The 22,717-nt window shown below is 70.9% G+C and carries 22 protein-coding genes and 2 tRNA genes; 12 read left to right on the top strand and 12 right to left on the bottom strand.

Annotation, left to right across the window (positions count from 1 at the left end; translation table 11 throughout):
* Positions 1–2: 2 nt before the first annotated feature.
* The 7 genes from ID574_RS29900 to pepN form a co-directional block, all read right to left on the bottom strand.
* Positions 3–2,213, bottom strand: a complete 2,211-nt coding sequence (locus ID574_RS29900) for a glycoside hydrolase family 31 protein (RefSeq protein WP_188192294.1) — start codon at positions 2,211–2,213, stop codon at positions 3–5.
* Positions 2,210–3,292 carry a glycoside hydrolase family 15 protein gene (locus tag ID574_RS29905; protein WP_188192295.1) on the bottom strand — a complete coding sequence of 361 codons (1,083 nt, stop codon included), beginning with the start codon at positions 3,290–3,292 and terminating at the stop codon, positions 2,210–2,212. Before ID574_RS29905 ends, ID574_RS29900 begins: the two co-directional genes overlap by 4 nt.
* 13 nt (positions 3,293–3,305) lie before the next feature.
* Positions 3,306–4,562 (bottom strand): ABC transporter substrate-binding protein, encoded by a 1,257-nt coding sequence (locus ID574_RS29910; RefSeq protein ID WP_188192296.1) that lies wholly within the window; start codon positions 4,560–4,562, stop codon positions 3,306–3,308.
* 12 nt (positions 4,563–4,574) lie between these two features.
* On the bottom strand, positions 4,575–5,381 hold the full coding sequence (locus ID574_RS29915) for a carbohydrate ABC transporter permease (RefSeq protein WP_188192297.1): 807 nt from the start codon (positions 5,379–5,381) through the stop codon (positions 4,575–4,577).
* Positions 5,374–6,315 carry a carbohydrate ABC transporter permease gene (locus ID574_RS29920; protein WP_188192298.1) on the bottom strand — a complete coding sequence of 314 codons (942 nt, stop codon included), beginning with the start codon at positions 6,313–6,315 and terminating at the stop codon, positions 5,374–5,376. The genes ID574_RS29915 and ID574_RS29920 overlap by 8 nt, the downstream gene beginning before the upstream one ends.
* 57 nt (positions 6,316–6,372) lie before the next feature.
* Complete coding sequence (locus tag ID574_RS61830; RefSeq protein ID WP_262496066.1) at positions 6,373–8,121, bottom strand: ROK family transcriptional regulator; 1,749 nt, start codon at positions 8,119–8,121, stop codon at positions 6,373–6,375.
* Positions 8,122–8,255: 134 nt separating this feature from the next.
* Positions 8,256–10,820 carry an aminopeptidase N gene (gene pepN / locus ID574_RS29935; RefSeq protein ID WP_188192299.1) on the bottom strand — a complete coding sequence of 855 codons (2,565 nt, stop codon included), beginning with the start codon at positions 10,818–10,820 and terminating at the stop codon, positions 8,256–8,258.
* Positions 10,821–10,910: 90 nt separating this feature from the next.
* Between pepN and ID574_RS29940 the strand changes: the two genes are divergently transcribed.
* A complete protein-coding gene (locus ID574_RS29940) occupies positions 10,911–11,531 on the top strand; it encodes a mycothiol-dependent nitroreductase Rv2466c family protein (protein WP_188192300.1) in 621 nt (206 codons plus the stop codon).
* A 128-nt stretch (positions 11,532–11,659) separates the two neighbouring features.
* The gene (locus ID574_RS29945) at positions 11,660–13,063 is read left to right on the top strand and encodes an aldehyde dehydrogenase family protein (protein ID WP_188192301.1); all 1,404 of its coding nucleotides are present in this window, start codon (positions 11,660–11,662) and stop codon (positions 13,061–13,063) included.
* A 16-nt stretch (positions 13,064–13,079) separates the two neighbouring features.
* On the opposite strand, the gene def is transcribed toward ID574_RS29945, so the two are convergent.
* Complete coding sequence (def, locus tag ID574_RS29950) at positions 13,080–13,565, bottom strand: peptide deformylase (protein WP_188192302.1); 486 nt, start codon at positions 13,563–13,565, stop codon at positions 13,080–13,082.
* A 91-nt stretch (positions 13,566–13,656) separates the two neighbouring features.
* Here def and ID574_RS29955 point away from each other — a divergent pair, with 91 nt between their 5' ends.
* Entirely contained in the window at positions 13,657–14,127 is a 471-nt protein-coding gene (locus ID574_RS29955; RefSeq protein ID WP_188192303.1) for a ribose-5-phosphate isomerase, read from the top strand.
* Here ID574_RS29955 and ID574_RS29960 read toward each other — a convergent pair.
* Together ID574_RS29960 and ID574_RS29965 are read right to left on the bottom strand one after the other, a co-directional pair.
* A complete protein-coding gene (locus ID574_RS29960; RefSeq protein ID WP_188192304.1) occupies positions 14,124–14,270 on the bottom strand; it encodes a hypothetical protein in 147 nt (48 codons plus the stop codon). The genes ID574_RS29955 and ID574_RS29960 overlap by 4 nt on opposite strands.
* 14 nt (positions 14,271–14,284) lie before the next feature.
* Complete coding sequence (locus ID574_RS29965) at positions 14,285–15,511, bottom strand: GNAT family N-acetyltransferase (protein ID WP_188192305.1); 1,227 nt, start codon at positions 15,509–15,511, stop codon at positions 14,285–14,287.
* Positions 15,512–15,629: 118 nt separating this feature from the next.
* Here ID574_RS29965 and ID574_RS29970 point away from each other — a divergent pair, with 118 nt between their 5' ends.
* Positions 15,630–16,745, top strand: coding sequence for a PP2C family protein-serine/threonine phosphatase (locus ID574_RS29970; RefSeq protein WP_188192306.1), 1,116 nt, complete (start codon positions 15,630–15,632; stop codon positions 16,743–16,745).
* Between the two features lie 125 nt (positions 16,746–16,870).
* Here ID574_RS29970 and ID574_RS29975 read toward each other — a convergent pair whose 3' ends face one another.
* A complete protein-coding gene (locus ID574_RS29975; RefSeq protein ID WP_188192307.1) occupies positions 16,871–17,467 on the bottom strand; it encodes a response regulator transcription factor in 597 nt (198 codons plus the stop codon).
* Positions 17,468–17,613: 146 nt separating this feature from the next.
* Here ID574_RS29975 and ID574_RS29980 point away from each other — a divergent pair, with 146 nt between their 5' ends.
* The 3 genes from ID574_RS29980 (at position 17,614) to ID574_RS29990 (ending at position 20,042) form a co-directional block, all read left to right on the top strand.
* The gene (locus ID574_RS29980; protein WP_188192308.1) at positions 17,614–18,918 is read left to right on the top strand and encodes a M50 family metallopeptidase; all 1,305 of its coding nucleotides are present in this window, start codon (positions 17,614–17,616) and stop codon (positions 18,916–18,918) included.
* Between the two features lie 5 nt (positions 18,919–18,923).
* Positions 18,924–19,277, top strand: coding sequence for an MmcQ/YjbR family DNA-binding protein (locus tag ID574_RS29985; protein WP_188192309.1), 354 nt, complete (start codon positions 18,924–18,926; stop codon positions 19,275–19,277).
* A gap of 288 nt (positions 19,278–19,565) precedes the next feature.
* Positions 19,566–20,042, top strand: a complete 477-nt coding sequence (locus ID574_RS29990) for a hypothetical protein (RefSeq protein WP_188192310.1) — start codon at positions 19,566–19,568, stop codon at positions 20,040–20,042.
* Positions 20,043–20,115: 73 nt separating this feature from the next.
* On the opposite strand, the gene ID574_RS29995 is transcribed toward ID574_RS29990, so the two are convergent.
* Positions 20,116–20,189: transfer RNA gene (locus ID574_RS29995), tRNA-Pro, on the bottom strand.
* Between the two features lie 89 nt (positions 20,190–20,278).
* Here ID574_RS29995 and ID574_RS30000 point away from each other — a divergent pair.
* From ID574_RS30000 to ID574_RS30020, 5 genes are all read left to right on the top strand, one after another.
* Positions 20,279–20,352, top strand: a tRNA-Gly gene (locus ID574_RS30000).
* Between the two features lie 151 nt (positions 20,353–20,503).
* Complete coding sequence (locus ID574_RS30005; RefSeq protein WP_188192311.1) at positions 20,504–20,782, top strand: hypothetical protein; 279 nt, start codon at positions 20,504–20,506, stop codon at positions 20,780–20,782.
* 1 nt (position 20,783) lies between these two features.
* Complete coding sequence (locus ID574_RS30010; protein WP_223167204.1) at positions 20,784–21,362, top strand: alpha/beta fold hydrolase; 579 nt, start codon at positions 20,784–20,786, stop codon at positions 21,360–21,362.
* A 20-nt stretch (positions 21,363–21,382) separates the two neighbouring features.
* Positions 21,383–21,997 carry a chloramphenicol phosphotransferase CPT family protein gene (locus ID574_RS30015; protein ID WP_223167205.1) on the top strand — a complete coding sequence of 205 codons (615 nt, stop codon included), beginning with the start codon at positions 21,383–21,385 and terminating at the stop codon, positions 21,995–21,997.
* Between the two features lie 39 nt (positions 21,998–22,036).
* On the top strand, positions 22,037–22,681 hold the full coding sequence (locus ID574_RS30020) for a nucleoside/nucleotide kinase family protein (protein WP_188192313.1): 645 nt from the start codon (positions 22,037–22,039) through the stop codon (positions 22,679–22,681).
* The last annotated feature ends 36 nt before the right edge of the window (positions 22,682–22,717 follow it).

Consider the following 22,717-nt stretch of genomic DNA (forward strand, 5'->3'; position numbering starts at 1 on the left):
TCTCAGTCGGCGAACACGGAGGAGAGGCGGTGCCAGTGCTCCGCCGCGCAGGCCACGGGCGGGCGGTCGAGGGGCGCGGGCAGGCGCACCTCGCGGCCGCCGGCCACGGTGTGGCCGGTCCAGACGTCGACCCACTCGCCCTCGGGCAGGTACACAGAAATTTCCGAAATATCAGGCTCTGTCACGGGGGCCACGAGCAACGCGTCCCCCAGCTTGTACTGCAGCGGATACCGCCAGACGGCCGGATCGCGCGGATGGTCGAAGAACAGCCCCCGCATGAGCGGCGCCCCGCCCGCGACGGCCTCGCGCGCCTGCTCGGCCAGGTACGGCACCAGCCGCTCGCGCACCTCCACCAGCCGCCTGAACACCGGGATCACCCGCTCGTCCCCGGTGCGCCCGGCCACGTTCCACGGCGTGCGGTCCCTGATGGGCGTGCGGTGGTGGTTGAACTCCGAGTGGTACTGCATGATCGGCATGAACGCCGACGCCCCCGCCGCCCGCAGGTAGAGCTCCGCGTCCGGCACCTCGCCGGAGAACCCGGCCAGGTCCCAGCCCCAGTACACGATCCCGCAGGCGGAGGCCGTGATCCCGGCCCTGACGGAGGCCCGGAACGCCTCCCACGTGGAGTCCTCGTCCCCGGCCCAGAACGCCCCGTGCGGCTGCGACCCGGCGAACCCGGCCCTGCTGAACGTCACCGGCGCCTTGCCGCACGACCTGAGCAGGTCACCGAAGGCGCGGGCGTAGTGGACGGGGAACAGGTTGTTGCCCTCGGCGCCGTCCCTGCCGTCGGCGTAGCGCAGGTCGTGCCCCCAGGCGTGCTCGCCGCCGTCGGTCTTGAACCCGTCGACGCCGACCTCCTCGACCAGGTAGCGCCGTTTGGCCGTCCACCAGTCGCGGACCTCCTGCGACGACAGGTCGGGCATGAGCGCGAGCGGGAACCACCACCCCCGGTTCCGGTACGGACGCCCGTCCGCCTCGCGCACCCCGTAGCCGCGCTCGACGAGCTGCCGGGCGTCCACGGCCGCCTGGTGCCGGGGATGCGGGCGCATCTTCTGCAACGGGATCTGCCAGAGCAGCACCTTGATGTCGCGGTCGTGCAGCTCGTCCACCATGCCCTTGGGGTCCGGCCAGGGGCCGTCGGGCGGGAAGGCGTAGTCGGCCAGGCGGTGCGGCTCCTCCGACGGCTCGTACGCGGCCCCGCGGAAGGCCGTGAACGTCGTCTCGTCGCTCCACGCCTCGATGACCAGCGCCCCCACCGGAATGCCGTGCTCGCGGTGCCGGTCCATCTCGGCCATCACGCGTTCCTGGGTGTTCCACTCGTTGCCGCTGGCCCACAGCCGGAACACCCATGACGGCAGCTCGGCCGGCCGCCCCACGTCGTCCAGGAACCCGCGGAGCACGCCGGCCGGCTCGGGCCCGTCGTGGAAGCGCACCTCGAGCACGCCGTCCGGGCCCACCTCGGCCTCGACCCGCAGCCGCTCGCCGACGTCGTACCAGGTCCGCCGCGACGTCGCCACGTGCAGGCCCCAGCTCGACGGGCCGCCCACCACCAGCGCGAACGGCATCGGCAGGTAGGTGCGCCCGTGCCGCCCCTGGCCCTTGTACTGCTCGAACACGACGGCGTCGAGCCGCCGGCCGCGCTGGTCCACCGCGTCGTACCGCTCGCCGAACCCGACGACGTGCTCGTCGGGACGCAGGTCCAGCTCGAACCGCACCCGCCGCACGCCGTCGCCGTCCACCAGCCACCGCACGCTCCCGGGCACGACCCGGTCGGTTCCCCTGACGTCGAGCTTCCCGCCGTCGTCCGACCAGCGCGCCGCCGACACCTCGAACCACTTGCCGGTCCTGCTCGCGCCGCCGGCCAGCGTGGCGCGGAAGCGGTAGGCGTAGCGGTGGCCTGCGTGCAGGGCGGGGGTGCGTACGGACCAGGTCCCCGCGGCGGCGCGGGCGGCCCGCGCCTGCGCCGCGGCGAGATGCCCGCCGTCCGCAACCCCGCCCCGCTCGGCCCCCGCGTCCTCGCCCGCCTTGGTGAGCGGCAGCTCCAGCGGCGGCCCGCCGTCCACGACCCACTCGCACACCACGGCGACGACCTTCGCCGACGCACGTACCCGCAGCTCCACCGGCTCGCCGTCCAGCGGCCTGGCGGGCACGCGCTGGTCCTCGCTCTCCGCGTACGGGTGCCCCGACCCGAACGGCCGATGCCTGATGCTCATGCCCGCACCCCCAGCTCGTCGGCGAGAATCAGGTACATCCCGTGCGACCACAGCAGCGGCGTGGCCACCGGCCCCCATCGGTCGAGCCACTCCTGCAGCCGCTCCGGGGCCAGCAGCAGGTCCGACACCTGCTCGGGCAGGTCGCCTTCCGGCGTCGCCCGGGCCGCCATCCAGTCCAGGTAGCGGCGGGCCTCGGCGGGCCGTCCGGCCGCCGCGTGGTTCCAGCCCAGGAACCCCGCCAGCAGCACCCACCGGCCGCCGCCGTAGAAGGTGTCGGCGAGGTAGCGGTACACGCCGCCGTCGCGGGCGAGCTGCCGCTCGACCTCGGCCACCGTCGCCGCGCCCACCGGATGGCCGGCCGGATAGAGCCCGAACGGCTCGACGCACGCCAGCAGGCTGGAGTCCACCGCGTCACCGCCGAGCCACTTGCGCAGCCGCCCTTCGTGGACGCCCTCCCGCTCGACCAGCGCGGCGATGCCCTCGACCGCCTGGAGCGCGGCCGCCTCCTCGCCCGCGCTCAGCACGCCGAGCACCGCGGCCGCCCGCAGGCCGGCGTGGATCGAGCCGAGCGTGGCCACGTGCCGCTGCTCGACGTGCTCCTCCCACCAGTCGTAGCAGGGCAGGTGCCAGAACGCCGTCAGGTACCTGGCCGCCGCCCTGACCCCCTTCTCGACCTCGGGCACCGGCCTCCCATGGCGGGCGGAGTGCTCGTGCAGCGCCCAGAGCCACGTCCCGTACCCGTCGAGCTGGAAGTCCCACCACTCGTCCGCGCCCTCCATCCCGTCGAGCGTGAAGCGGGTCGGCAGCATCTCGGAGACGGGCACGGCCTCACCGCGCGCGGCACGCGAGACCAGCGCGTCCACCTGGCCCGCGCGGTCGCCGATCACCCGGGCGCACCAAGCGTGGAAGGCGTCCGCGCCGGTCACGTCGCCGTGCCTGCTCACCCCCTCGGCGATGAACGCCCCGTCCCGCAGCCACGAGTAGCCGCGGTAGGCGGAGAAGGTGGGCGAGGCCGGATAGGCCCCGGTGGGCGACTGCAATCTCTTGATCACGTCGAGGCTGTGCGCGACGAGGGACAACGGGGTTCTCTCCTTAAGAAAGCAGGGCGTCGACGTCGGCGGCGGCGGCCTTGAGCGCGTCCTCCACCGACTTGCGCCCGGCGGCGGCCTCGGTCAGGTGCTTGGTCACCGCGTCCTGCATCTCCTGCTGGCGCTTGATGACCGGCGGCAGCGCGATCGACTTCAGCGAGTCGAACACCGCCTGCCGGTTGGCCGGTTTCGGGTCCTTGAGGTAGCCGGAGAGCACCTGCTGGTCGGCGACCGGCGGCAGCTCCCAGGACGACTGGATGCGGGTGGTGGCCGCGACGTTCGAGGACGACAGGAAGCGGGTCCACGCGTAGGCGTCCTTGCCGTTCTTGGTGCTCGACGAGATCGCGACGGCGTTGTGGAAGACGGCGCTGGCCTTGGCCGCGTCACCGGGCTCGACGACGACGTCCCACTCGAACGGCACGTCCTTCAGGCCCGCGAACTGCCAGATGCCGTTGTGCCACATGGCGAGCTTGCCGGACTTGAACAGGTTCGTGTCGTAGTCGGCGGCGCCGCCGATCTCGGCCTCGGTCGGCATCGTCTTGCCGACCTTGCCCACCAGCCACGTGGCGGCCTTGACGCCCTCGGGGCTGTTGAAGGTCGCCTTCTTGCCGTCGGCGGACAGGAACTCGCCGCCCGCCTGCTTGAGCGTCTTGTAGAACTCGAAGAACTGGACCGGCTGGAAGTCGCCGTACACGCCCTTCTTCCTGTCGGTGAGCTTCGCGGCGGCCTCCTGCTCGTCGGCCCACGTCCAGTCCGCCGTCGGCGGCGCCACCCCGGCCTTCTCGAACAGGTCCTTGTTGTAGAAGAGCACGACCGTGGAGAAGGAGGCGGGCAGGGCGTACTGCTTGCCGTCACGCTTGAACGCGTTGAGCGACTCCTGGGCGTAGACCGAGGTGTCGCCGTCGCCCGCCACCGTGCCGAGGTCGAGCAGGGAGCCGGCGCTGGCGTAGGTGACGAAGTTCTCGTAGTTGAGCTCGAACGCGTCCGGCGCGGTGCCGCCCGCGATGCTGGTCTGGAGCTTGGTGAAGTATTCCTCGAAGGGCGCGGTCTCCACGACCACGTCCACCTTCGGGTTCTCCTTCTCGAAGGCCTTCTCGATCGCGTCGAGGTCCTTGAGGTGGTCCGGGGCCGCCGAGAACGTGAAATACCGGACGGTGGCCTTGCCGTCGGCGCCGGTGGCGGGCCTGGAGGCCGACCCCTGGGAGCAGGCGGAGGCGAGCAACGCTACTGCGGCGAGGACGGCGAGATGTCTTGTTGACATGGGGGGTTTCCTTTACTTGAGCCCGCTCTGCGCGACGCTGGCGATGACGTGCTTCTGCGCGAAGACGTAGAGGATGAGGATCGGTACGACGCTGATCACCGACCCCGCCATGACCACGTCCCACTCGGTGGTGAACTGGCCGTGCAGCGTGGCGAGGCCCAGGGGGAGCGTCATGAACTCGGGCGACTTGATGATGATCAGCGGCCAGAGGTAGCTGTTCCAGCTGGCCATGAAGCCGAAGATGGCGAACGTGGCCAGCGCCGGACGGATCAGCGGCAGCACCACGTACAGGAAGATCCGGAAATGTCCGGCGCCGTCCAGCACGGCCGCCTCGTCGAACTCCCGCGGCACCTGGTTGATCGCCTGCCGCAGCAGGAACACCCCGAACGCCGAGGCGATCGTCGGCGCGAGCAGTGCGAAGTACGTGTCGACCAGGCCGAACGTGCGCATCTCGATGAACAGCGGCACGACCAGGACCGGCAGCGGCATCATCAGCGTCGTCAGGTAGACGGCGAACAACGCGCCCCGGCCGGGGAACGGCAGCCGCGCGAACGCGTAGGCGGCCATGGCGCTGGTGACCAGCTGCAGCACCGTGGAGGTGGCGCCGATCCAGGCGCTGTTGAGGACGATCCGCCAGAACGGCAGCGTCTCCAGCAGCCTGGCGTACGCGTCCAGGCTCGCGCCCTCGGGCGTGAGGTCCGGCGGCACGGCCAGCACGGCCTCGCCCGGCGTGACGGAGGTGATCACCGCCCACGCGAACGGGAACACCATCACCAGCGCGCCCGTCCCCACCAGCAGGTAGCGCAGAAACTTACCCATACGTCACCCACCGCCTCTGGCCCCGGATCTGGATGATCGTCACGATCAGCACCACGGCGAACAGCAGCCAGGACAGCGCCGAGGCAGCGCCGGCCCTGCCGTACCTGAAGGTGAGGTCGTAGATCTGCGACACGACCACCTGCGTGGCCCCGCCGGGCCCGCCGTTCGTCATGATCTTGACCTGGTCGAAGACCTGGAAGCCGTTGATCAGCGAGATCACGACCACGAAGAACGTCGAGGGCGACAGGAGCGGCAGTGTGATGTGCCGGAACCGGCGCCACGCCGTGGCGCCGTCGACCATGGCGGCCTCCTGGTACTCACGGGGGATCGCCTGCAGCCCGGCCAGCAGGATGATCATCACGAAGCCCAGGTCCTTCCAGGCCGAGGCGAGGATGATCGACGGCATCGCCCAGTCGGGGTCGGTCCACCAGCCGGGGCCGCTGACCCCGAACAGCCCGAGCGTCCAGTTGACGATGCCGCTGGCCGGGTTGAGCAGCCACTTCCACATCAGCGCCACGACCACCCAGCTCGTGATCACCGGCAGGAAGTAGATGCCGCGCAGCAGGCTCCGGCCGGCCCCAGTCGATCGGGGCGCCCGGTTGAGCAGCATGGCCAGGCCCAGACCGCCCGCGTAGACCAGCGGCAGGTAGCCCGCGATGAAGTAGAGCGTGTGCAGGAAGGCCGCGTGCGTCTCGGGGTCGCCGATCAGCTCGACGTAGTTGCCCAGGCCGACCCAGCGCATCTCGGTGATCAGGTCCCACTCGTGCAGGCTCGTCCAGAGCGAGCCGAGCATCGGGACGATCGTGTAGAGGGTCAGGGGGACGAGGCTGGGCAGCAGGAACACCGCGACGGTGGCGGCGTAACGCCAGCCCTTGCGCGGTCTGGTCCGCTCGTGCGTGGCCCGCGCCTCCGGTGGGGCGGCGGTAAGGGTCATGGGGTCATCTCCTCGCTCACGCGGCCGGAGGCTGCACGGGCGGACGTGGCGGGGGCCTCATGGCGTGGCTCCGATCAGGCGGGCGCGTACCAGGCGGCCCTGCTCGCCGGCCGCGCCCGCCGCGTCGAACGGGGTGGCCAGCACCAGCGCCGCCGCGCCCTGCGCCCAGCTCGTGTCGTCCCAGCTCTCCACCTCGACGGAGATGTCGCGCCGCCCCGGATAGAGCTGCGCCCTGAGCGCCTGCTCGAAGCCGTCCCGCCACAGCGGCCAGTCGGCCGTGCCCTCGCCGAGCACGACCACGACCTCGGGGTCCACGACGTTGATCAGCCCCGCGGTGGCCCGCCCGAGTATCGCCCCCGCCTCGGCGAACACCTCCCGCGCCACGGGATCGCCGTCGGTCCCGGCCCGCCCGAGCGCCGCCACCGCCCCCAGCGGGTCCGCCTCGCCCCGGCCCCACCCGGCGCCCCGGCCCGACGCCACGCCGTCACCCGAGCCGGGGACGCCGCTCCCGCGCCCGTCCGGCCCATCGCCTGCGCCCACCGCGCCCTCTGCGCCCTCTGCGTCCACTGCGCCCGCTGGGCCCATTGCGCCCGCTGCGCTCTCTGCGCCCTTAGCGTCCATCGCGCCGGCTGGGCCCATTGCGCCCCCTGCCCCCAGTGCGCCCGCTGAGCCGGTTGCGCCCCCTGCGCCCCTTGCGTGCCCTGCGCTCAGTGCGGCCGCTGCGCCCACTACGCCCGTTGCACCGGTTGGGCGACCCACCGGGCTCAGGGGGCCATGTTCTCCCGGCCCCGTGCCTGGGCTGGGGGGCCGGATGCCATCCTCTTCGCCACCCCCGCTCGTCCTCGGACCTCCGCCCGGCGAGGGCTGGGGGGCGTGGGGGGCGGGGCGCGCGACGGTGCCGGTGCCGGCGTCGGGCTGGGCGGTGGGCTCGGCGCCGGCTGTGGGGCGGGCGTCCTCGCGGGCTGTGGGGCGGGCGTGCTCGCGGGCGGCGGACTTGGCGCGGGCCGCGGCCAGGAGGCCGGCCGAGCCGACGAACGCCTCCAGGCACCCCCTGGCCCCGCAGCCGCACAGCGGCCCGTCCGGGTCCACCGGCAGGTGGCCGAACTCGCCCGCGCCGCCCCGCGCCCCCCGGTACACCCGCCCGTCCGCGACGATCGCCGCGCCCACGCCGCGCCCGATCGTCACCACGAGGAAGTCCCGGTGCGTACGCCCCCGCCCGTACAGCCGCTCGGCCGCCGCCAGCGCGTTGACGTCGTTCTCGACCAGCACGGGAAGCTCCAACCGGCGCCGCAGCCGCTCGCCGACCGGCATGGCCTGCCACCCCAGCGTCGGCGCGTTCACGGTGCCGACGGCCTGGTCGTCCACGCTCCCGGGCACCCCGACGCCGACCCCGAGCAGCGGCGGCGCCTGCCCGCCCGGCGCCGGCACCACCGACTCCACGGCCGCCGCGAGCTCGTCGAGCGCGTCGGGCGCGGCCGGGTCGAACGGCCGCTCCCACGACCCCAGCACCTCGCCGTCCAGCCGCACGTCCACCAGCACCAGGTGATCGGCCGTCACCTTGACGCCCAGCGCCCGCCCGGCCCCGCCGATCAGCCCCAGCCGCACGGCGGGCCGCCCGCCCCGGGAGGGCTTGAGGTCGAGCTCCTCCAGCATTCCCTGCCCCATGAGCTCGCGGGTGAGCTGCGTGACGGTGGCGGGGCTGAGGTCCAGCTCGCGGGCTATCTCGGTCCGGCTCAGCGGCCCGCTGGTGCCCAGCAGGGCCAGGATCGCCGTCCTGGTGAGGTCGCCGCGGTCAGTGGCTGCCATGTACGAGGACTTTCTTTAGAAGTAAAGTTAGTCCCGAAATATCCCCCTCCAGGGGACCCCTGTCAAGGGTCGGAAACGTCCGGGAAACGCGAAAGGCCCCCGCCGGGCGTGGCGAGGGCCTCGAACGCGGCGGATCAGGCGGACGCGGCGTCCTTCTCGCGGTTGCGCAGCGCGCGGCGGACGCCGTCGGCGCCCTCCAGGATCATCCTGCGCAGCGCCTGCGGCGGCTGCTCGCTCGTGAGGTAGTCGTCGGCGGCCCGCAGCGTCTCCTGCTCGATGAGCAGCGAGGGGAAGCACCCCACCGCGAACGACGAGGCCTGGTCGAACGTCCACTCCTTGTAGATCCGCCCGACCTCGGCGAAGTACTTCTCCCGGAACGGCTCCAGCAGCTCGGGGTGGTGCGGGTCCTGGAAGCCGCCGATCGTGGCGCGGGCGATGTGGTTGGCCAGCTTGCCGCCCACGATCCGGTCCCACGCCGCGCTCTTGGCCTCGGGAGTCGGGATCGCGGCCCGGCACTGCGCGGCCGACCGCTCACCCGTCGCCGTAGGGTCGCGCTCCAGCTCCGCGTCGATGTCCGGCTCGGCCATCCGGCCGCCGGCGACCAGCGCGTGGACCAGGCTCCAGCGCAGGTCGGCGTCCACGCTCAGCCCCTCGGGCACCGCCGTGCCGTCGAGGATGCCCTGCAGCAGGTCGAGATCCTCCGCCGAGGTGGCCACCGGCGCGAACGCCTGCAGGTAGGCCAGCTGGCGGTCCGACCCCGGCTCGGCCGTGGCGAGCAGCGAACGCAGCTCGCCCGCCAGCAGCGCCAGGCCCTCGGCCCGCCAGGCCGGGTCCGCGAACTGCTGCGCGGCCATGCGCGCCTGCCGCAGGATCGTCTGCAGGACCGTGATGTCGGTGACCGTGCCCGCGCCCGAGACGACCAGCTTGACGTAGTCGCGCGTGGACATCTCGCCGTCACGGGTCATGTCCCAGGCCGCCGACCAGCACAGCGCCCGCGGCAGCGACTCGGTGAACGTGACGATGCCGCCGTCGACCAGCGTCCGCAGCGAGTCCTCGTCGAGGCGGATCTTGGCGTAGGTCAGGTCGTCGTCGTTGAGCAGCACCAGGTCCGGCTGCTCCTCGCCGACGAGCTGCGCCACGCTCGTCCGGGCGCCCACGACGTCCAGCTCGACCCGCTTGGTCCGCGTCAGCTTCCCGTCCACCAGGGAGTACAGGCCGATCGCGACCCGGTGCGAGCGCAGCGTCGGGTAGTCGGACGGCGCCTCCTGCAGCACGTCGAAACTCGTGAACCGGCCCCCGGACACCTCGAAGGAGGGCCGCAGCGTGTTGACCCAGGAGGTCTCCAGCCACTCCTTCGACCAGGCGGACAGGTCGCGGCCCGAGGTCCGCTCCAGGGCGTCGAGCAGGTCCTTCAGCTCGGTGTTGCCCCAGGCGTGCTCGTTGAAGTAGTCGCGCACGCCGGCCAGGAAGTTGTCGAGCCCCACGTACGCGACGAGCTGCTTGAGCACCGAGGCGCCCTTCGCGTACGTGATGCCGTCGAAGTTGACCTCGACCGCCTGCATGTCCGGGATGTCCGCGGCGATGGGATGCGTGGACGGGAGCTGGTCCTGGCGGTAGGCCCAGGCCTTCTCCACGTTGGCGAACGTCGTCCACGCGCCCTTGCCCCACCGCGTGGCCTCGGCCTGGGCGAGCACGGCCATGTAGGTGGCGAACGACTCGTTCAGCCACAGGTCGTCCCACCAGCGCATGGTGACGAGGTCGCCGAACCACATGTGCGCCATCTCGTGCAGGATCGTCTCCGCGCGCCGCTCGACCACCGCGTCGGTGACCCGGGAGCGGAAGACGTAGTCCTCCAGGAAGGTCACGCACCCGGCGTTCTCCATGGCGCCGGCGTTGAACTCCGGCACGAAGCACTGGTCGTACTTGCCGAACGGGTAGCGCAGGCCGAACACCCGGTGGAAGAAGTCGAAGCCCTGCCGGGTGATCTCGAAGAGGTTGTCGGCGTCGAGGTGCTCGGCCAGCGAGGCCCGGCAGTAGAGGCCGAGCGGGATGCCGTCGTGCTCCGAGGTGACCTTGTGGTACGGCCCGGCGACCAGCGCCGTGATGTACGTCGACATGACCGGCGTGACCGCGAACTCCCACCGCTTGGCCGCCGGCACGGTGCCGTGCTTGCCGGCCTGTGCCGGCAGGTCCTCCACGTTGACCGCGACCGCGTTGGAGATCACCTCCCAGTCGGCCGGGGCCAGCACGGTGAGCTGGAAGGTGGCCTTGAGGTCGGGCTGGTCGAAGCACGCGTACATGCGGTGGGCGTCGGCCGTCTCGAACTGGCTGTGCAGGTAGACCTTCTGGTCCACCGGGTCGACGAACCGGTGGAGGCCCTCGCCGGTGCGCATGTAGGAGCAGTCGGCGTCGACCCGCAGCTCGTTGGTCTCGGCGAGCGCGGGGATCGGGAAGCGGCCCTTCTCCGCGTCGTAGGCGGCCACGTCGAGGTCCCGGCCGTTCAGCGTGACCTTGCGCACGTGCGCGCCGTGCAGGTCGATGAAGGTGGACGCGCCCGGGGCGGTGCTGGTGAAGCGGACCGTCGTGACACTCTCGAAGCGCTCCTCCCCTTCGGTCAGGTCGAGTGCGACCTCGTACGACTCGACCTTCAACAGCCGGGCGCGCTCACGCGCTTCGTCCCGGGTCAGGTTGCCTGCCAAGTTGCGCTCCTTTTCACCGCTTCGTCGGGGTTTGTCGGTATCCTGTCATGACGGGAATAGGACCCGAACCACCTCAGGTTATGGCCACACATGGCTGAGAAGATTCCCGTGGACCTCTGGTTCGACCCCTCCTGCCCCTTCGCCTGGGTCACGTCGCGCTGGTTGCTCGAGGTCGAGAAGGTCCGCCCCATCGAACCCCGCTTCCGCCAAATGTCCCTTTACTTCCTCAACGAGGACAAAGACGTTCCCGACGACTACAAGCAGCGGGCACGCACGAGCCACGGCTCCGTCAGGACGATAGCCGCGGCCGCGGCCAAGCACGGCGAGGAGTACATCGGACAGCTCTACACCGAGCTCGGCACCCGCCTGCACAACCAGGGCCTGGGCAAGCACCCCGAGCGCCTGCGCGAGATCAACGAGGCCGCCCTCGAGTCCGCGGGCCTCGACCGGACCCTCGCCGACGCGATGGAGTCGGAGGAATGGGACGACGCCATCCGCGCCTCCCACGACGAGGGCATCACGCTCGTCGGCCAGGAGGTCGGCACGCCGATCGTCCGCGTCGGCGCCAACGCCTTCTTCGGCCCCGTGATCACCAAGATCCTCAGGGGGGAGGACGCCGGCCGGATGTGGGACGGCGTGCTCGCGGTGACAGAATTCGACGACTTCTTTGAACTGAAGCGCACCCGCACCCGGCGGCCCCAGTTCGACTAACAAATCCAGATATGCCGGTGTAATCGTCGTACTCTGACGGGGATAAGGCTGGTGGCGGTGTAGAAGGTTTATCCCCCGCTCAGGACGACCCGGCGCATCGCCCCCCGAGGCGCTGTCAGGATGGTGCTATGCGTCAGCTGTATATCGGCGGCTCCTGGACCGCATCGACGTCCGACGAGCCCATCGAGGTCGTCAACCCGGCCACGGAAGAGATCATCGACCGCGTGCCCGCCGGCTCTCCCGACGATGTGGAATCGGCCGCGACGGCCGCCCGAAGAGCCTTCCCCGCCTGGTCGGAAACCGCCGCGGCGGAGCGGGGCAAGCTCCTGGCCGACGCCGCCGAGCTGCTGAGACAGCGCGCCGACGAGATCGCCAAGACGATCGCGACCGACATGGGCTCGCCGCTCGGCTTCGCGCTCAAGGTGCAGACGCTCATGCCCGCCGGCGTCCTGGCGTCCTACGCCCGCCTCGCCGAGAGCCACCCGCGCGAGTCCCGCGTCGGCAACTCGCTGGTCGTCAAGGAGCCGGTCGGGGTGGTCGCGGCGATCACGCCGTGGAACTACCCGCTGCACCAGATCGTCTGCAAGGTCGCTCCCGCGCTGGCCGCCGGGTGCACGGTCGTGCTCAAGCCGAGCGAGGTGGCGCCGCTGGCGGCGTACGCGCTGGCGGAGATCTTCGCCGAGGTCGGCCTGCCGCCGGGCGTGTTCAACCTGGTCAGCGGGCGCGGCCCGGTCGTGGGCGAGGCCATGGCCGCCCACCCCGAGGTCGACATGGTGTCCTTCACCGGCTCCACGGCCGCCGGCCGGCGGGTGGCCTCGCTCGCCGCCGAGTCGGTCAAGCGGGTGGCGCTCGAGCTCGGAGGCAAGTCCGCCAACGTCATCCTGCCCGACGCCGACCTGCAGACGGCCGTCAAGGTCGGCGTGGCCAACTGCTTCGTCAACGCCGGGCAGACCTGCTCCGCCTGGACCCGCATGATCGTCCACCGCGACCAGTACGACGACGCCGTGCGCCTGGCGGTCGAGGCCGCGGCGAAATACACCGTCGGCGACCCGTTCGACGAGTCCACCCGGATCGGCCCGCTGGTCTCCCAGGTCCAGCGCGACCGCGTGATCCGCTACATCAACCGGGGCCAGGAGGAGGGCGCCCGGCTGGTGGCCGGCGGCACCGACCGGCCCCACGAGCGGGGCTACTACGTCGCGCCCACCGTGTTCGCGGCCGTGGAGCCCGGGATGACGATCGAGCAGGAGGAGATCTTCGGCCCGGTGCTCTCGCTGATCCCGTACACGACCGAGGACAAAGCCGTCGAGATCGCCAACGACACCAGATACGGCCTGTCCGGGGCGGTCTGGTCGGGCACCGAGGAGCGCGCCGTGGCGCTCGCCCGCCGGCTGCGCACGGGCCAGGTCGCCATCAACGGCGGCAAGTTCAACCCGATGGCCCCCTTCGGCGGCTACAAGCAGTCGGGCGTCGGGCGCGAGCTGGGCGAGCACGGCCTTGAGGAATATCTCGAGGTCAAGGCCATGCAGCTCTGACCCCCGAGACGGATGACTACGCTCTCAGCATGATCTTGCGTGCTTCGGTCTTCGGCAGGCGGTCGACGTAGAGCTTGCCGTCGAGGTGCTCGGTCTCGTGCTGGAAGCAGCGTGCCAGCGACCCGCGGGCCTTGATCCGCACCGGCCGCCGCAACCGGTCGACCCCCTCGACGGTCACCCCGGCCGCCCGCGCGACCGGCGCGTAGATCGGCAGGCGCGTCTGGCGGTCGGGCACCGACAGGCAGCCCTCCTCGTCGAGGATCTCCTCGGGGTCGTCCACCGTCAGCGTCGGGTTGATCACGTGGCCCTTGCGGTTGTTGATGTCGTACACGAACAGCCGCCGCGACACACCGATCTGCGGGCCGGCCAGGCCCACGCCGTTGACCGCGTACATCGCCTGGAACATCTCCTCGATCAGGCGGCGCAGCTCGCGGTCGAAGTCCGTGACCGGCTCGGCCGGCGTGCGCAGCACCGGATCGCCGATGACGCGGATCTCTCGCATGGATCCCTGCTTTCGTAAGGACTGGACAACGGGTGAGGTCCTTACTCTAGCCAGCGAGCCCGGTCGCCGGGGGCTGTGGAAGACTGGGCGGGTGCGTGTCTACATCGGTGCCGACCATGCCGGCTATGAGCTCAAGAACCACCTCGTGTCCTGGCTGAAGGACCACGGGCACGAGGTGACCGACTGCGGTCCCTTCGTCTACGACGCCGAGGACGACTATCCGGCGTTCGTCCTGCGCGCCGCCGAGGGCGTCGCCGGCGACCCCGCCAGCCTCGGGGTCGTGATCGGCGGCTCGGGCAACGGCGAGCAGATCGCCGCCAACAAGGTGCGCGGCATCCGCGCGGCCCTGGCCTGGAGCGAGGAGACCGCCAGCCTGGCCCGCGAGCACAACAACGCCAACGTGATCAGCGTCGGGGCGCGCATGCACTCCATCGAGGACGCCACCAGGTTCGTCGAGGTCTTCCTGACCACGTCGTTCTCCGGCAGCGAGCGGCACAGCAGGCGGATCGCTCAGCTGGACGCCTACGAGACCATCGGCCAGCTGCCCTCCCTGCCCGGCTAACCCTTGCGCCTGGAGTCGCGTCTGGGCATCTCGTCGCGCAGAGGCCGCCGGTCGGCGGCCTCCTGCTGCTCCTTCGACGGCCTCGACACGTCGCGGGCACGCATGGCGATGGTCGCGGTGATCTGCAGGCTTTGCAGGGCCATGATTCGACGGTACTTCAGAAGACCTTGCCTGCCCACGGTTTGGGGCTCCAGGACATGGCGGTGGCGAGTGCGCGCACCGCGCCGGGCACGTGCTCGCGCAGCATCCCCGCGCCGAGCAACTGGACGAGCTGCCCGTCACCCATGTACGCCGACCCGAGCGCGCTCACCGGAACCGTGATGTCCGGCTCGTCCTCGGCCGGCTTGCACTCGGCGCCCGTCGTGTCCGCGGTGAGCCGCCAGCGGCCCGCGTTCCACGGGCACACGTCGTCCTCCACCTCGATCACCACGTCCACCGGCGCGGAGTAGGCGCGGGCGGCCAGCGCCCTGTCCACCTCGACCAGGCGTACCCACAGCTCGTCCATGTAGCCGGCGCGCAGCTGCCGCGGGTCGGCCAGCAACGCGATCAGCGGCTCGTCCGTCGGCCGGTAGGCCCGCACCTTGGTGACCAGGTCGCGGTTGAGCACGCTGCGCCAGAGCAGGGCGCAGGCCGCCGGGTCGGCCGACTCCAGCTCGATGAGGTGCAGCTCCCCGTTGGCCACGTCGTTCTCGTCCCAGGAGCTCTTGATCCGGTACAACGCGTACCCTCGCACGCCCCGGTCGTCCTCGGCCAGCATGCAGCGCAGCGAGCTCAGCCCGTGCCGGTCGGACTCCTCGTCCGCCAGAGTGTCGTCCCAGAACTCCTTGGTGCGCTCGTAGCGGCCCGGGCGCGCGGTCACCACCGACGCGAACAGCCGCTCGATGCCGGCCCGCACGTCGGCGGGGTTCGCCACCCTGAGCCTGAGCGACGGGTCGGCCGGTGCGTCCTTGACGAAGGCGGAGCCGTGCTTGTCGATGCGGAACGACAGCGAGCTCGAGGCCCTGCCGTACCCGAATCTGCCGTAGATCACCGACTCGGAGGCGTACAGCGCGGCCACCGGCTCACCGCGTTCGCGGATGTCGGCGAGCTGTCTGCGCATCATCTGCGACAGCACGCCGCGGCGGCGGTGCGAGGGGAGCACGCCCACGGCGGTCACCCCGCCGACGGGCAGTTGCCCGCCGGGAACGGTCATCCTGAAGCTGAAGACGGAGGTGACCCCCACCATGAGGTCGCCGTCGAAGACGGCCAGCGTGCGATCGAACTCTGTCATGGCCTTGTACCGCTCCGACTGGGACGGAGGGGTCGTCCAGCCGAACGCTTCCTGGAGGACTCCGGAGAACAGCGGCCACTCGGACGCGTCAATCGGGCGGATCGGATACGTCATCAGTCCACGGTAGGAGCGGGCAAAGGGGGAGGGCCACTCAATATCCGTGCTTAATGATCAAGGCGTTGGTCAAGTGGGCTGCCCAAACACGGGTCAGACCGATACAGTCAGGCGCATCATGAGTTCCCGTCCGGCGCCGCTGATCCCGCCACGGGTCCGCGCGGTCCTGGTGCGGGTGCCATTCCTTGTGTCTATTGTCCGTTTTGTCCGCAGAGGCCCGCTGGCCCGCGACCGCAACCTGCTCATCACCCTCGGCACGCTCGCGCTCGTCATCGGCGCGCTCGCCGCGAAGGTCTCCACCGAGTGGTTCTCCCCGTCGCTGCTCATCCTGGTCACCCTCATCGGCGGTCTCCAGCTGCGGCTGCGCAGTCTGGTCAAGCTGCTGGTGGCGGTGGGCGCCGCGCTCGGCTACATCGCGATCTCGCTCGGCGTGGGCCGGATCGGGCTGGGGCTGACCGTGACGATCGGGTTCACCATCGTGCTCGCCGTGCTCATGTCCCGCACCAGGGGCAAGCTCGGCGTCCAGGGGCTGCGCGGCGACGCGATGCTGCTGGAGCTGCGCGACCGGCTCAAGAGCCAGGGCGAGCTGCCCCCGCTGCCGAAGGACTGGGGCGGCAAGGTCGTGCTCAAGCAGGCCGGCGGGTCGTCGTTCGGCGGCGACTTCCTGGTCTCCATGCGCGACGGCGACACCGTCGACATCGCCCTGGTCGACGTGTCCGGGAAGGGCGTCGACGCGGGCACCAGGGCGCTGCTGCTGTCGGGCACGTTCGGCGGGCTCCTCGGCGCGGTCGACGACTTCCTGCCCGCCTGCAACGCCTACCTCCACCGGCAGCGGGGCGACGAGGGGTTCGTGACCGCCGTGCACGTACGCCTCGACCTGGCCACCGGCGACTACACGATCACCTCGGCAGGGCATCCGCCGGTGGTGAAGTTCGACGCGGGCACCGGGAGCTGGCAGGTGGCCTCCGCCAAGGGCGTGGTGCTCGGCGTGGTGCCCGACCTGCACTGCGAGCCCGACAGCGGCACCCTGCGCAAGGGCGACGCGCTGCTGCTCTTCACCGACGGGCTGATCGAGCAGCCGGGGCGCGACATCGACGCCGGGCTCGACCGGCTGCTCGGCGAGGCGGAGCGGCTGCTGCCCTCCGGGTTCCGCGACGGCGCCAGGGCCCTGGTCAACGCCATGGCCTCCGGCCACAACGACGACTGCGCGCTGGTGCTCATCTGGCGCCCCTAGTGATGTTTCACACGGTGAGGTCGTGATCCGGGTCACTGGAAAGGGCCTGGCCGGGCTGGAATCCTCTAGGGTGTCCGGGGCTCCGGTGGAGCGGCGCGGCTTCACCGGAGCCCCGTCTGCGTGGTTCAGAGCCAGCCGGAGTCGTTCGCGATGCGTACGGCGTCGAGCCGGTTTCGCGCCCCTGTCTTGCACATGATCCGCGACAGGTGGTTGCGCACGGTGCCGACCGACAGGAACAGCTGGTCGGCGATCTCCGTCGAGCGTGCCCCACCCGCCGCGATCCGCAGCACGTCGAGCTCGCGCCTGGTCAGCGGGTTGCGCGCGCACTGCAGCGCGGCCACCGCCAGCTCCGCCTCGACGGCCCGCCGCCCCGCCGCCACCTGGCGCACCCCCTCGGCCAGCCGCTCCGGCGGCACGCACAGGCTCATGAATCCCAGTGCCGGCCCCGCCAGGGCCTTGCGCGCCTGACCGGGATCGGGCCGGGCCGACAGGACGAGCGTGCGGCACTGCGGCACCCGCTCGGCCAGCTCGGCCACTACGGGCAGCCCCGGCAGATCGAGGTCGACGACGGCCACGTCCGGCCCGCTGGACCGGGCGGTCGTCACCACCTCCTCCGCGCTCCCGACCTCGGCGACCACCCGCAGGTCGGGCTCGGCGCCGAGGGTGGCCAGAAGGCCGCGGCGCACCAAGGGCAGGTGTTCTGCGATCAGTATTTTGATCAAGACGTCCCCCTCCGTCGTCTCTTAGGGTGATCGTCTGATTGCGTACTGTCAATGCCTGCCAAAGCTGTCGCAAGCCCGTGGCGCTGGGGGAGTTCGACTACCCTGGGGCTGTCGGGACCGTCCGCCTTGCCCTGGAGCGCTCATAGATGAACTGGCTCTATCTGGTGGGGATCCTCATCTTCCTCATCGGGTTGATGATCTCCATCGCCCTGCACGAGCTCGGCCACCTCGTGCCCGCCAAGATCTTCGGCGTCAGGGTGACCCAATACATGGTGGGGTTCGGCTCGACCGCGTGGTCGCGGCGCAAGGGTGAGACCGAATACGGCATCAAGTGGATCCCGTTCGGCGGCTACATCCGCATGATCGGCATGCTGCCGCCGCGTCCCGGCGACGACCCGGGCAAGGTGCGCAGCACCGCCACGGGGCCGTTCCAGGGGCTCATCGAGTCGGCCCGCGAGGCCGCGCAGGAGGAGGTGCGGCCCGGCGACGAGGACCGCGTCTTCTACCGCAAGAAGTGGTGGCAGAAGGTCATCATCATGTCCGGCGGCCCGCTGATGAACTTCGTGCTCGCGTTCGTGTTCTTCAGCATCCTGCTGGTCGGCATCGGCCTGCCCACCTGGGCCCCGATCGTCTCGCCCGAGACCGACACGTGCGTGATCCCGATCTCCGAGCAGCGCGACACCTGCAAGGCCACCGACAAGCCGACCCCCGCAGTCCAGGCGGGCATGAAGCCCGGCGACCGCATCGTGTCCTTCGACGGCCAGAAGATCAACTCCTGGGCAGACGCCACCCGTCTGATCCGCGGCCACGGCGCCGGCCCGGCCCAGATCGGCATCGTCCGCGACGGCAGGCCGATGACGCTCGACGCCACGCTCATCGCCCAAGACCGCCCCAGCCTCGAGGACCCCCAGAAGATCGACAAGAACGTCGGCTTCCTGGGCGTGCTGCCGACGGAGGTCATGGAGCGGCAGAGCATGGGCGAGGTCGTCGGCTACATGGGCGCCCTCACGGCCCGCGTGGCGGGCTCCCTGCTCAACCTGCCGGAGAAGATGGTCGGCGTCTGGCACGCGGCCTTCTCCGGCGAGGAACGCGACCCCGAGGGCCCGGTCGGCGTGGTGGGCGCGGGCCGCATGGGCGGCGAGATCCTCGCCTCCGACCTGTCCAACGAGAAGAAGATCGCCATCTTCGTCAACCTGCTGGCGGGCTTCAACCTGGCCATCGGCATGTTCAACCTCATCCCGCTGCTCCCGCTCGACGGCGGCCACATCGCCGGCGGCCTGTGGGAGGGCATCAAGCGGGCCTACGCCAAGATCATGCGTCGGCCGGAGCCGCAGTACGTCGACATCGCCAAGGTGCTGCCGCTGACGTACGCGATCGCCATCGTCATGATCGTCATGGCCGGTCTCCTGGTCTACGCCGACCTCGTCAACCCCCTCACGCTGACGGGCTGACCCCTATGGAGGCCCTGGACCGGTTGCGGGCGCTCTGCCTGGCTCTTCCCGAGACGACCGAGCGCCTCAGCCACGGCGAGCCGACGTGGTTCGTGAGAGGCAAGAAGACGTTCGTCATGTTCGCCGACCACCACCACGACGACCGCCTTGCCTTCTGGTGCGCGGCCCCTCCAGGGGCGCAGGAGGAGTTGGTGGCCGAGAACCCCGAGCGCTTCTTCCGGCCGCCGTACGTGGGGCACAGGGGCTGGCTGGGGGTCTATCTGGACGTGGACGACGTGGACTGGACGGAGGTCGCCGAGATCGTCGCCGACGCCTACCGCCAGATCGCCCCGAAATCCCTCATCGCCCGCATGCCCTGACCGGCGGGCCCGTCACCGCCGGAGTCGCTCCTTGCGTGCCCGCAGCCGGCCGCTGACATCGAGGAAACGGCCGTGCCGAGCGCGCTGATCCCCGCGCTGCGGGATCGGTCACGGATTCAGCGAATCGTAGCCGGCGCCGGCGAGGTCAACGGATGCGGGGAAGCTCGGGGTCCGGCCTGACGACGCTCTCTTCATCCACCAGGGGACCGCGGGCGAATCCACCACGGGACCGTGGGCGCCGGGCTCCGGTCTCGGGGGACGGCTCGCAAGGGGAAGGGAAACTCGCCAATGAGAAAAGTGCTCGTCGCGATCCTGGCGGGCGGGGCGTTGGTCGCCACCGGCACACCCGCGCTCGCCCAGCCGGCGCTGGGGCCGTACGGCTACGGGGTGATCAAACTGGGGATGAGCCTGAAGAAGGCCAGGGGCACCGGGAAGATCGTGCGCAAGGGGGTGGGCGGCCCGTGCTCCGGCTGGGATCTGAAGCAGTACCCCACAGGAAGGGGCAGCGTGGGCCTGTACATCTCCAAGAAGCGCGGCGTGGCCGTCATCTTCGCGCAGAAGGGCATGAAGACGCCTGAGGGCGTCGGTCTCGGCTCCACGATGAAGCAGGTCAGGAGGGCCTACCCGCGCCTGAAGACTCACCCGAGCGAGTTCCCGTACGTCTCCGTCCCGCGCAACCCCAAGGCGTACTACGCGTTCATCACCGAGAAGGGCGCGGTCAGGCAGTTGGTGCTGGCGCTCGACACGCAGGACTGCGTCAACTAGTGAGCCGGCCGTCGTGGTCACGCAGAAGGCCGCTCCCGATCTCGGAGAGCGGCCTTCCTGCTCGTCATGCCAGTCGGGGCGACAGGATTTGAACCTGCGACTTCTTGCTCCCAAAGCAAGCGCGCTGCCAAGCTGCGCCACGCCCCGCTTCGCCGAGTGCGCAAGAGCTCCGGGACTCCGGTACGCTTACGCTCGGACGACCGGATGAAGTCTAGACCAGAGTTCGACCGGTTCGCGCGGACGTAGCTCAATGGTAGAGCCCTAGTCTTCCAAACTAGCTACGCGGGTTCGATTCCCGTCGTCCGCTCCAAACGGCGAAAGGCCAGGTCATCCCGCTGGGGAGCCTGGCCTTTCGCGATCTTCGCTTCTTCTTCCGGATCTTCCGTGATCTCCGGAACCTTGCCGCCACTGCGCCGGCCGAGCCGTGAGTTGTACGGTGCGATGGAGGAGGGCGGACGACCATGACAGATGAGCAGATCACGACAATCGGCAGATGCCACCTGTGCAAGCGAACCTTCAGCTTCACCCCCGCCAGTGTCATGACGGTCAGGATGGACCCCGACACCAACCTTCCGTTGGGCATGACGGTGTCAGGTGCCTTCCGCGAGCCGACACCGGAGGCCACCGCCAGATCGGTCGAGCAACACATCTGCTCCGACTGCGTGAGCAGGATGAAGCGGCTCAGCGCGTTCCTGGACCAGCCCGCACTCCGATTCGACACCTGGCATGGAGGCCGCTGAGGTGAGCGCGGCTCCTGAGACGGTCTTCGGGGTTCCCACCCGGCATGAAGGCGCCTCCGATCGGGTGGCCGTCATCCTCCCCGGAGCGGGCTACCTGCCCGCCCGTCCACTCCTTCACTTCGCGCGGTCGGTGCTCGCGCGTCAGGGCTGGTCCGTGCAGGAGATCTGGTGGGAGGCGCCGGCGACCCGAGACCTCGAGGTGCTGACCCGATGGGTCACGGATCAGGCGCGGCGGGCCGTCGAGGCGGAGAAGGCCGAACGCCTGCTCCTGGTCGGCAAGTCGCTCGGCTCGCTCGCGGCGCCGCTGGCGGCCGAGCGGGGCCTGCCCGCGATCTGGCTCACACCGCTGCTTCACATCGACTCCGTCGTCGACGGCCTGCGCCGCAGTCAGGCGCCCACGCTGCTGATCGGGGGCACCGCCGACCGGGCGTGGGCCGGCGACACCGTACGGACGCTCGGCCACCCCTACCTGGAGATCCCCGGCGCGGACCACGGCGTGGAGACCGATGACCCGGTCGCGTCGGTCCAGATGCTCAAAGAGGCGACCGAGGCCATGGCGCGCTTCGCGCGGGACCTCTGACAGCGGCCAGGACGCGCACGATGTCGCAGATCAGGCCTATGCCGTCGTCCGGGCCGGAGCCGATTCCGCCGGACCGGGGACCGGGGCGGGTCATCCTGCTGAACGGGGCCTCGAGCTCCGGGAAGTCGACGCTGGCCAAAGCCCTGCAGCGGGCGCTCGACGAGCCGTTCCTCCACGTGTCGTCCGACCAGTTCGTGGCGAGCGGGATCCTGCCGGAACGGCGGGACCGACACGGCCCCTTCGCGTGGTGGGAGGCGATGCGGCCGCGGTTCTTCGACGGCTTCCACCGGTGCCTGCCCGCTCTGGCCGGCGCGGGCAACGATCTGATCGTGGAGCACGTCATCGAGTTCCCGGCCTGGCGCGACTCCCTCGCCCGCCTGCTCGAGGGCTTCGACGTGTGGCTGGTCGGCGTGCACTGCGATCTTACGGAGATCGACCGGAGGGAACGCGAGCGAGGGGATCGGCGCATCGGGGAGGGGCGGACTCACGTGGAGGTCGACGGGATCCACATGTTCGGGCCGTATGACCACGAGGTGGACACCAGCACTGGCGTTTCGGCGGCGGTCGTGGAGTCGGTGCTGTCCGCGTGGCGGTCGCGAGGGGAAGGACGGGCGCTGGCGGCGGGCGCCGGGTGATGATCGCATGTGACGGCGGCGGGCCGTAGGCTCGGGATGATGCGTGCGCGACCCATCTCACGTGACGGACTCGTCGGGGAACTGGCCGAGCTCATCGCCGGCAGGCCGGGGGACGCATGGGTGAGAGTGGCCGTGGACGGGGCGCCGGCCGCGCGCCCCGAAGCGCTCGCCGACGAGCTCGTCGCCCCTCTCCGGCTGCGCGGGCGTCCCGTGGTGCGGGTGTCGGCCGGTGACTACCTGCGGCCCGCGTCGCTGCGCCTCGAGCACGGCAGGACAGACCCCGACGCCTTCTACGAGGACTGGCTCGACGTGTCCGCCCTGCGCAGGGAGGTGCTCGAACCGCTGGACGCGGGCGGGTCGGGGCGGGTGCTCCCGGCGCTGTGGGACAGCCGGGTCGACCGGGCGTACCGGGCGCCGTACGAGGACCTGCCCCGAGGCGGGGTGGCGCTGGTCGACGGGACGCTGTTGCTGGGGCGGGGGCTGACGTTCGACGTCAGCGTGCACCTGTGGCTGTCCGCCGGCGCCCTGGAGCGGGGGACGCCCGAGGACGAGCGGTGGCGGCTGCCCGCGTACGAGCGGTACGAGCGAGAGGTCCACCCCCAGGAGGCGGCGGACGTCGTGGTCCGGGCCGACCACCCGGCTCGCCTCGCCGTGCTGGACGTCCACGACCGGGCGAGGCGTTGATCTCGGCCTGCCCTCTGGAAGGCGGCGGCCCACGGG

The sequence above is a fragment of the Nonomuraea sp. SYSU D8015 genome, assembly GCF_008065375.1.
In the GTDB taxonomy this organism is placed as follows: Bacteria; Actinomycetota; Actinomycetes; order Streptosporangiales; family Streptosporangiaceae; genus Nonomuraea.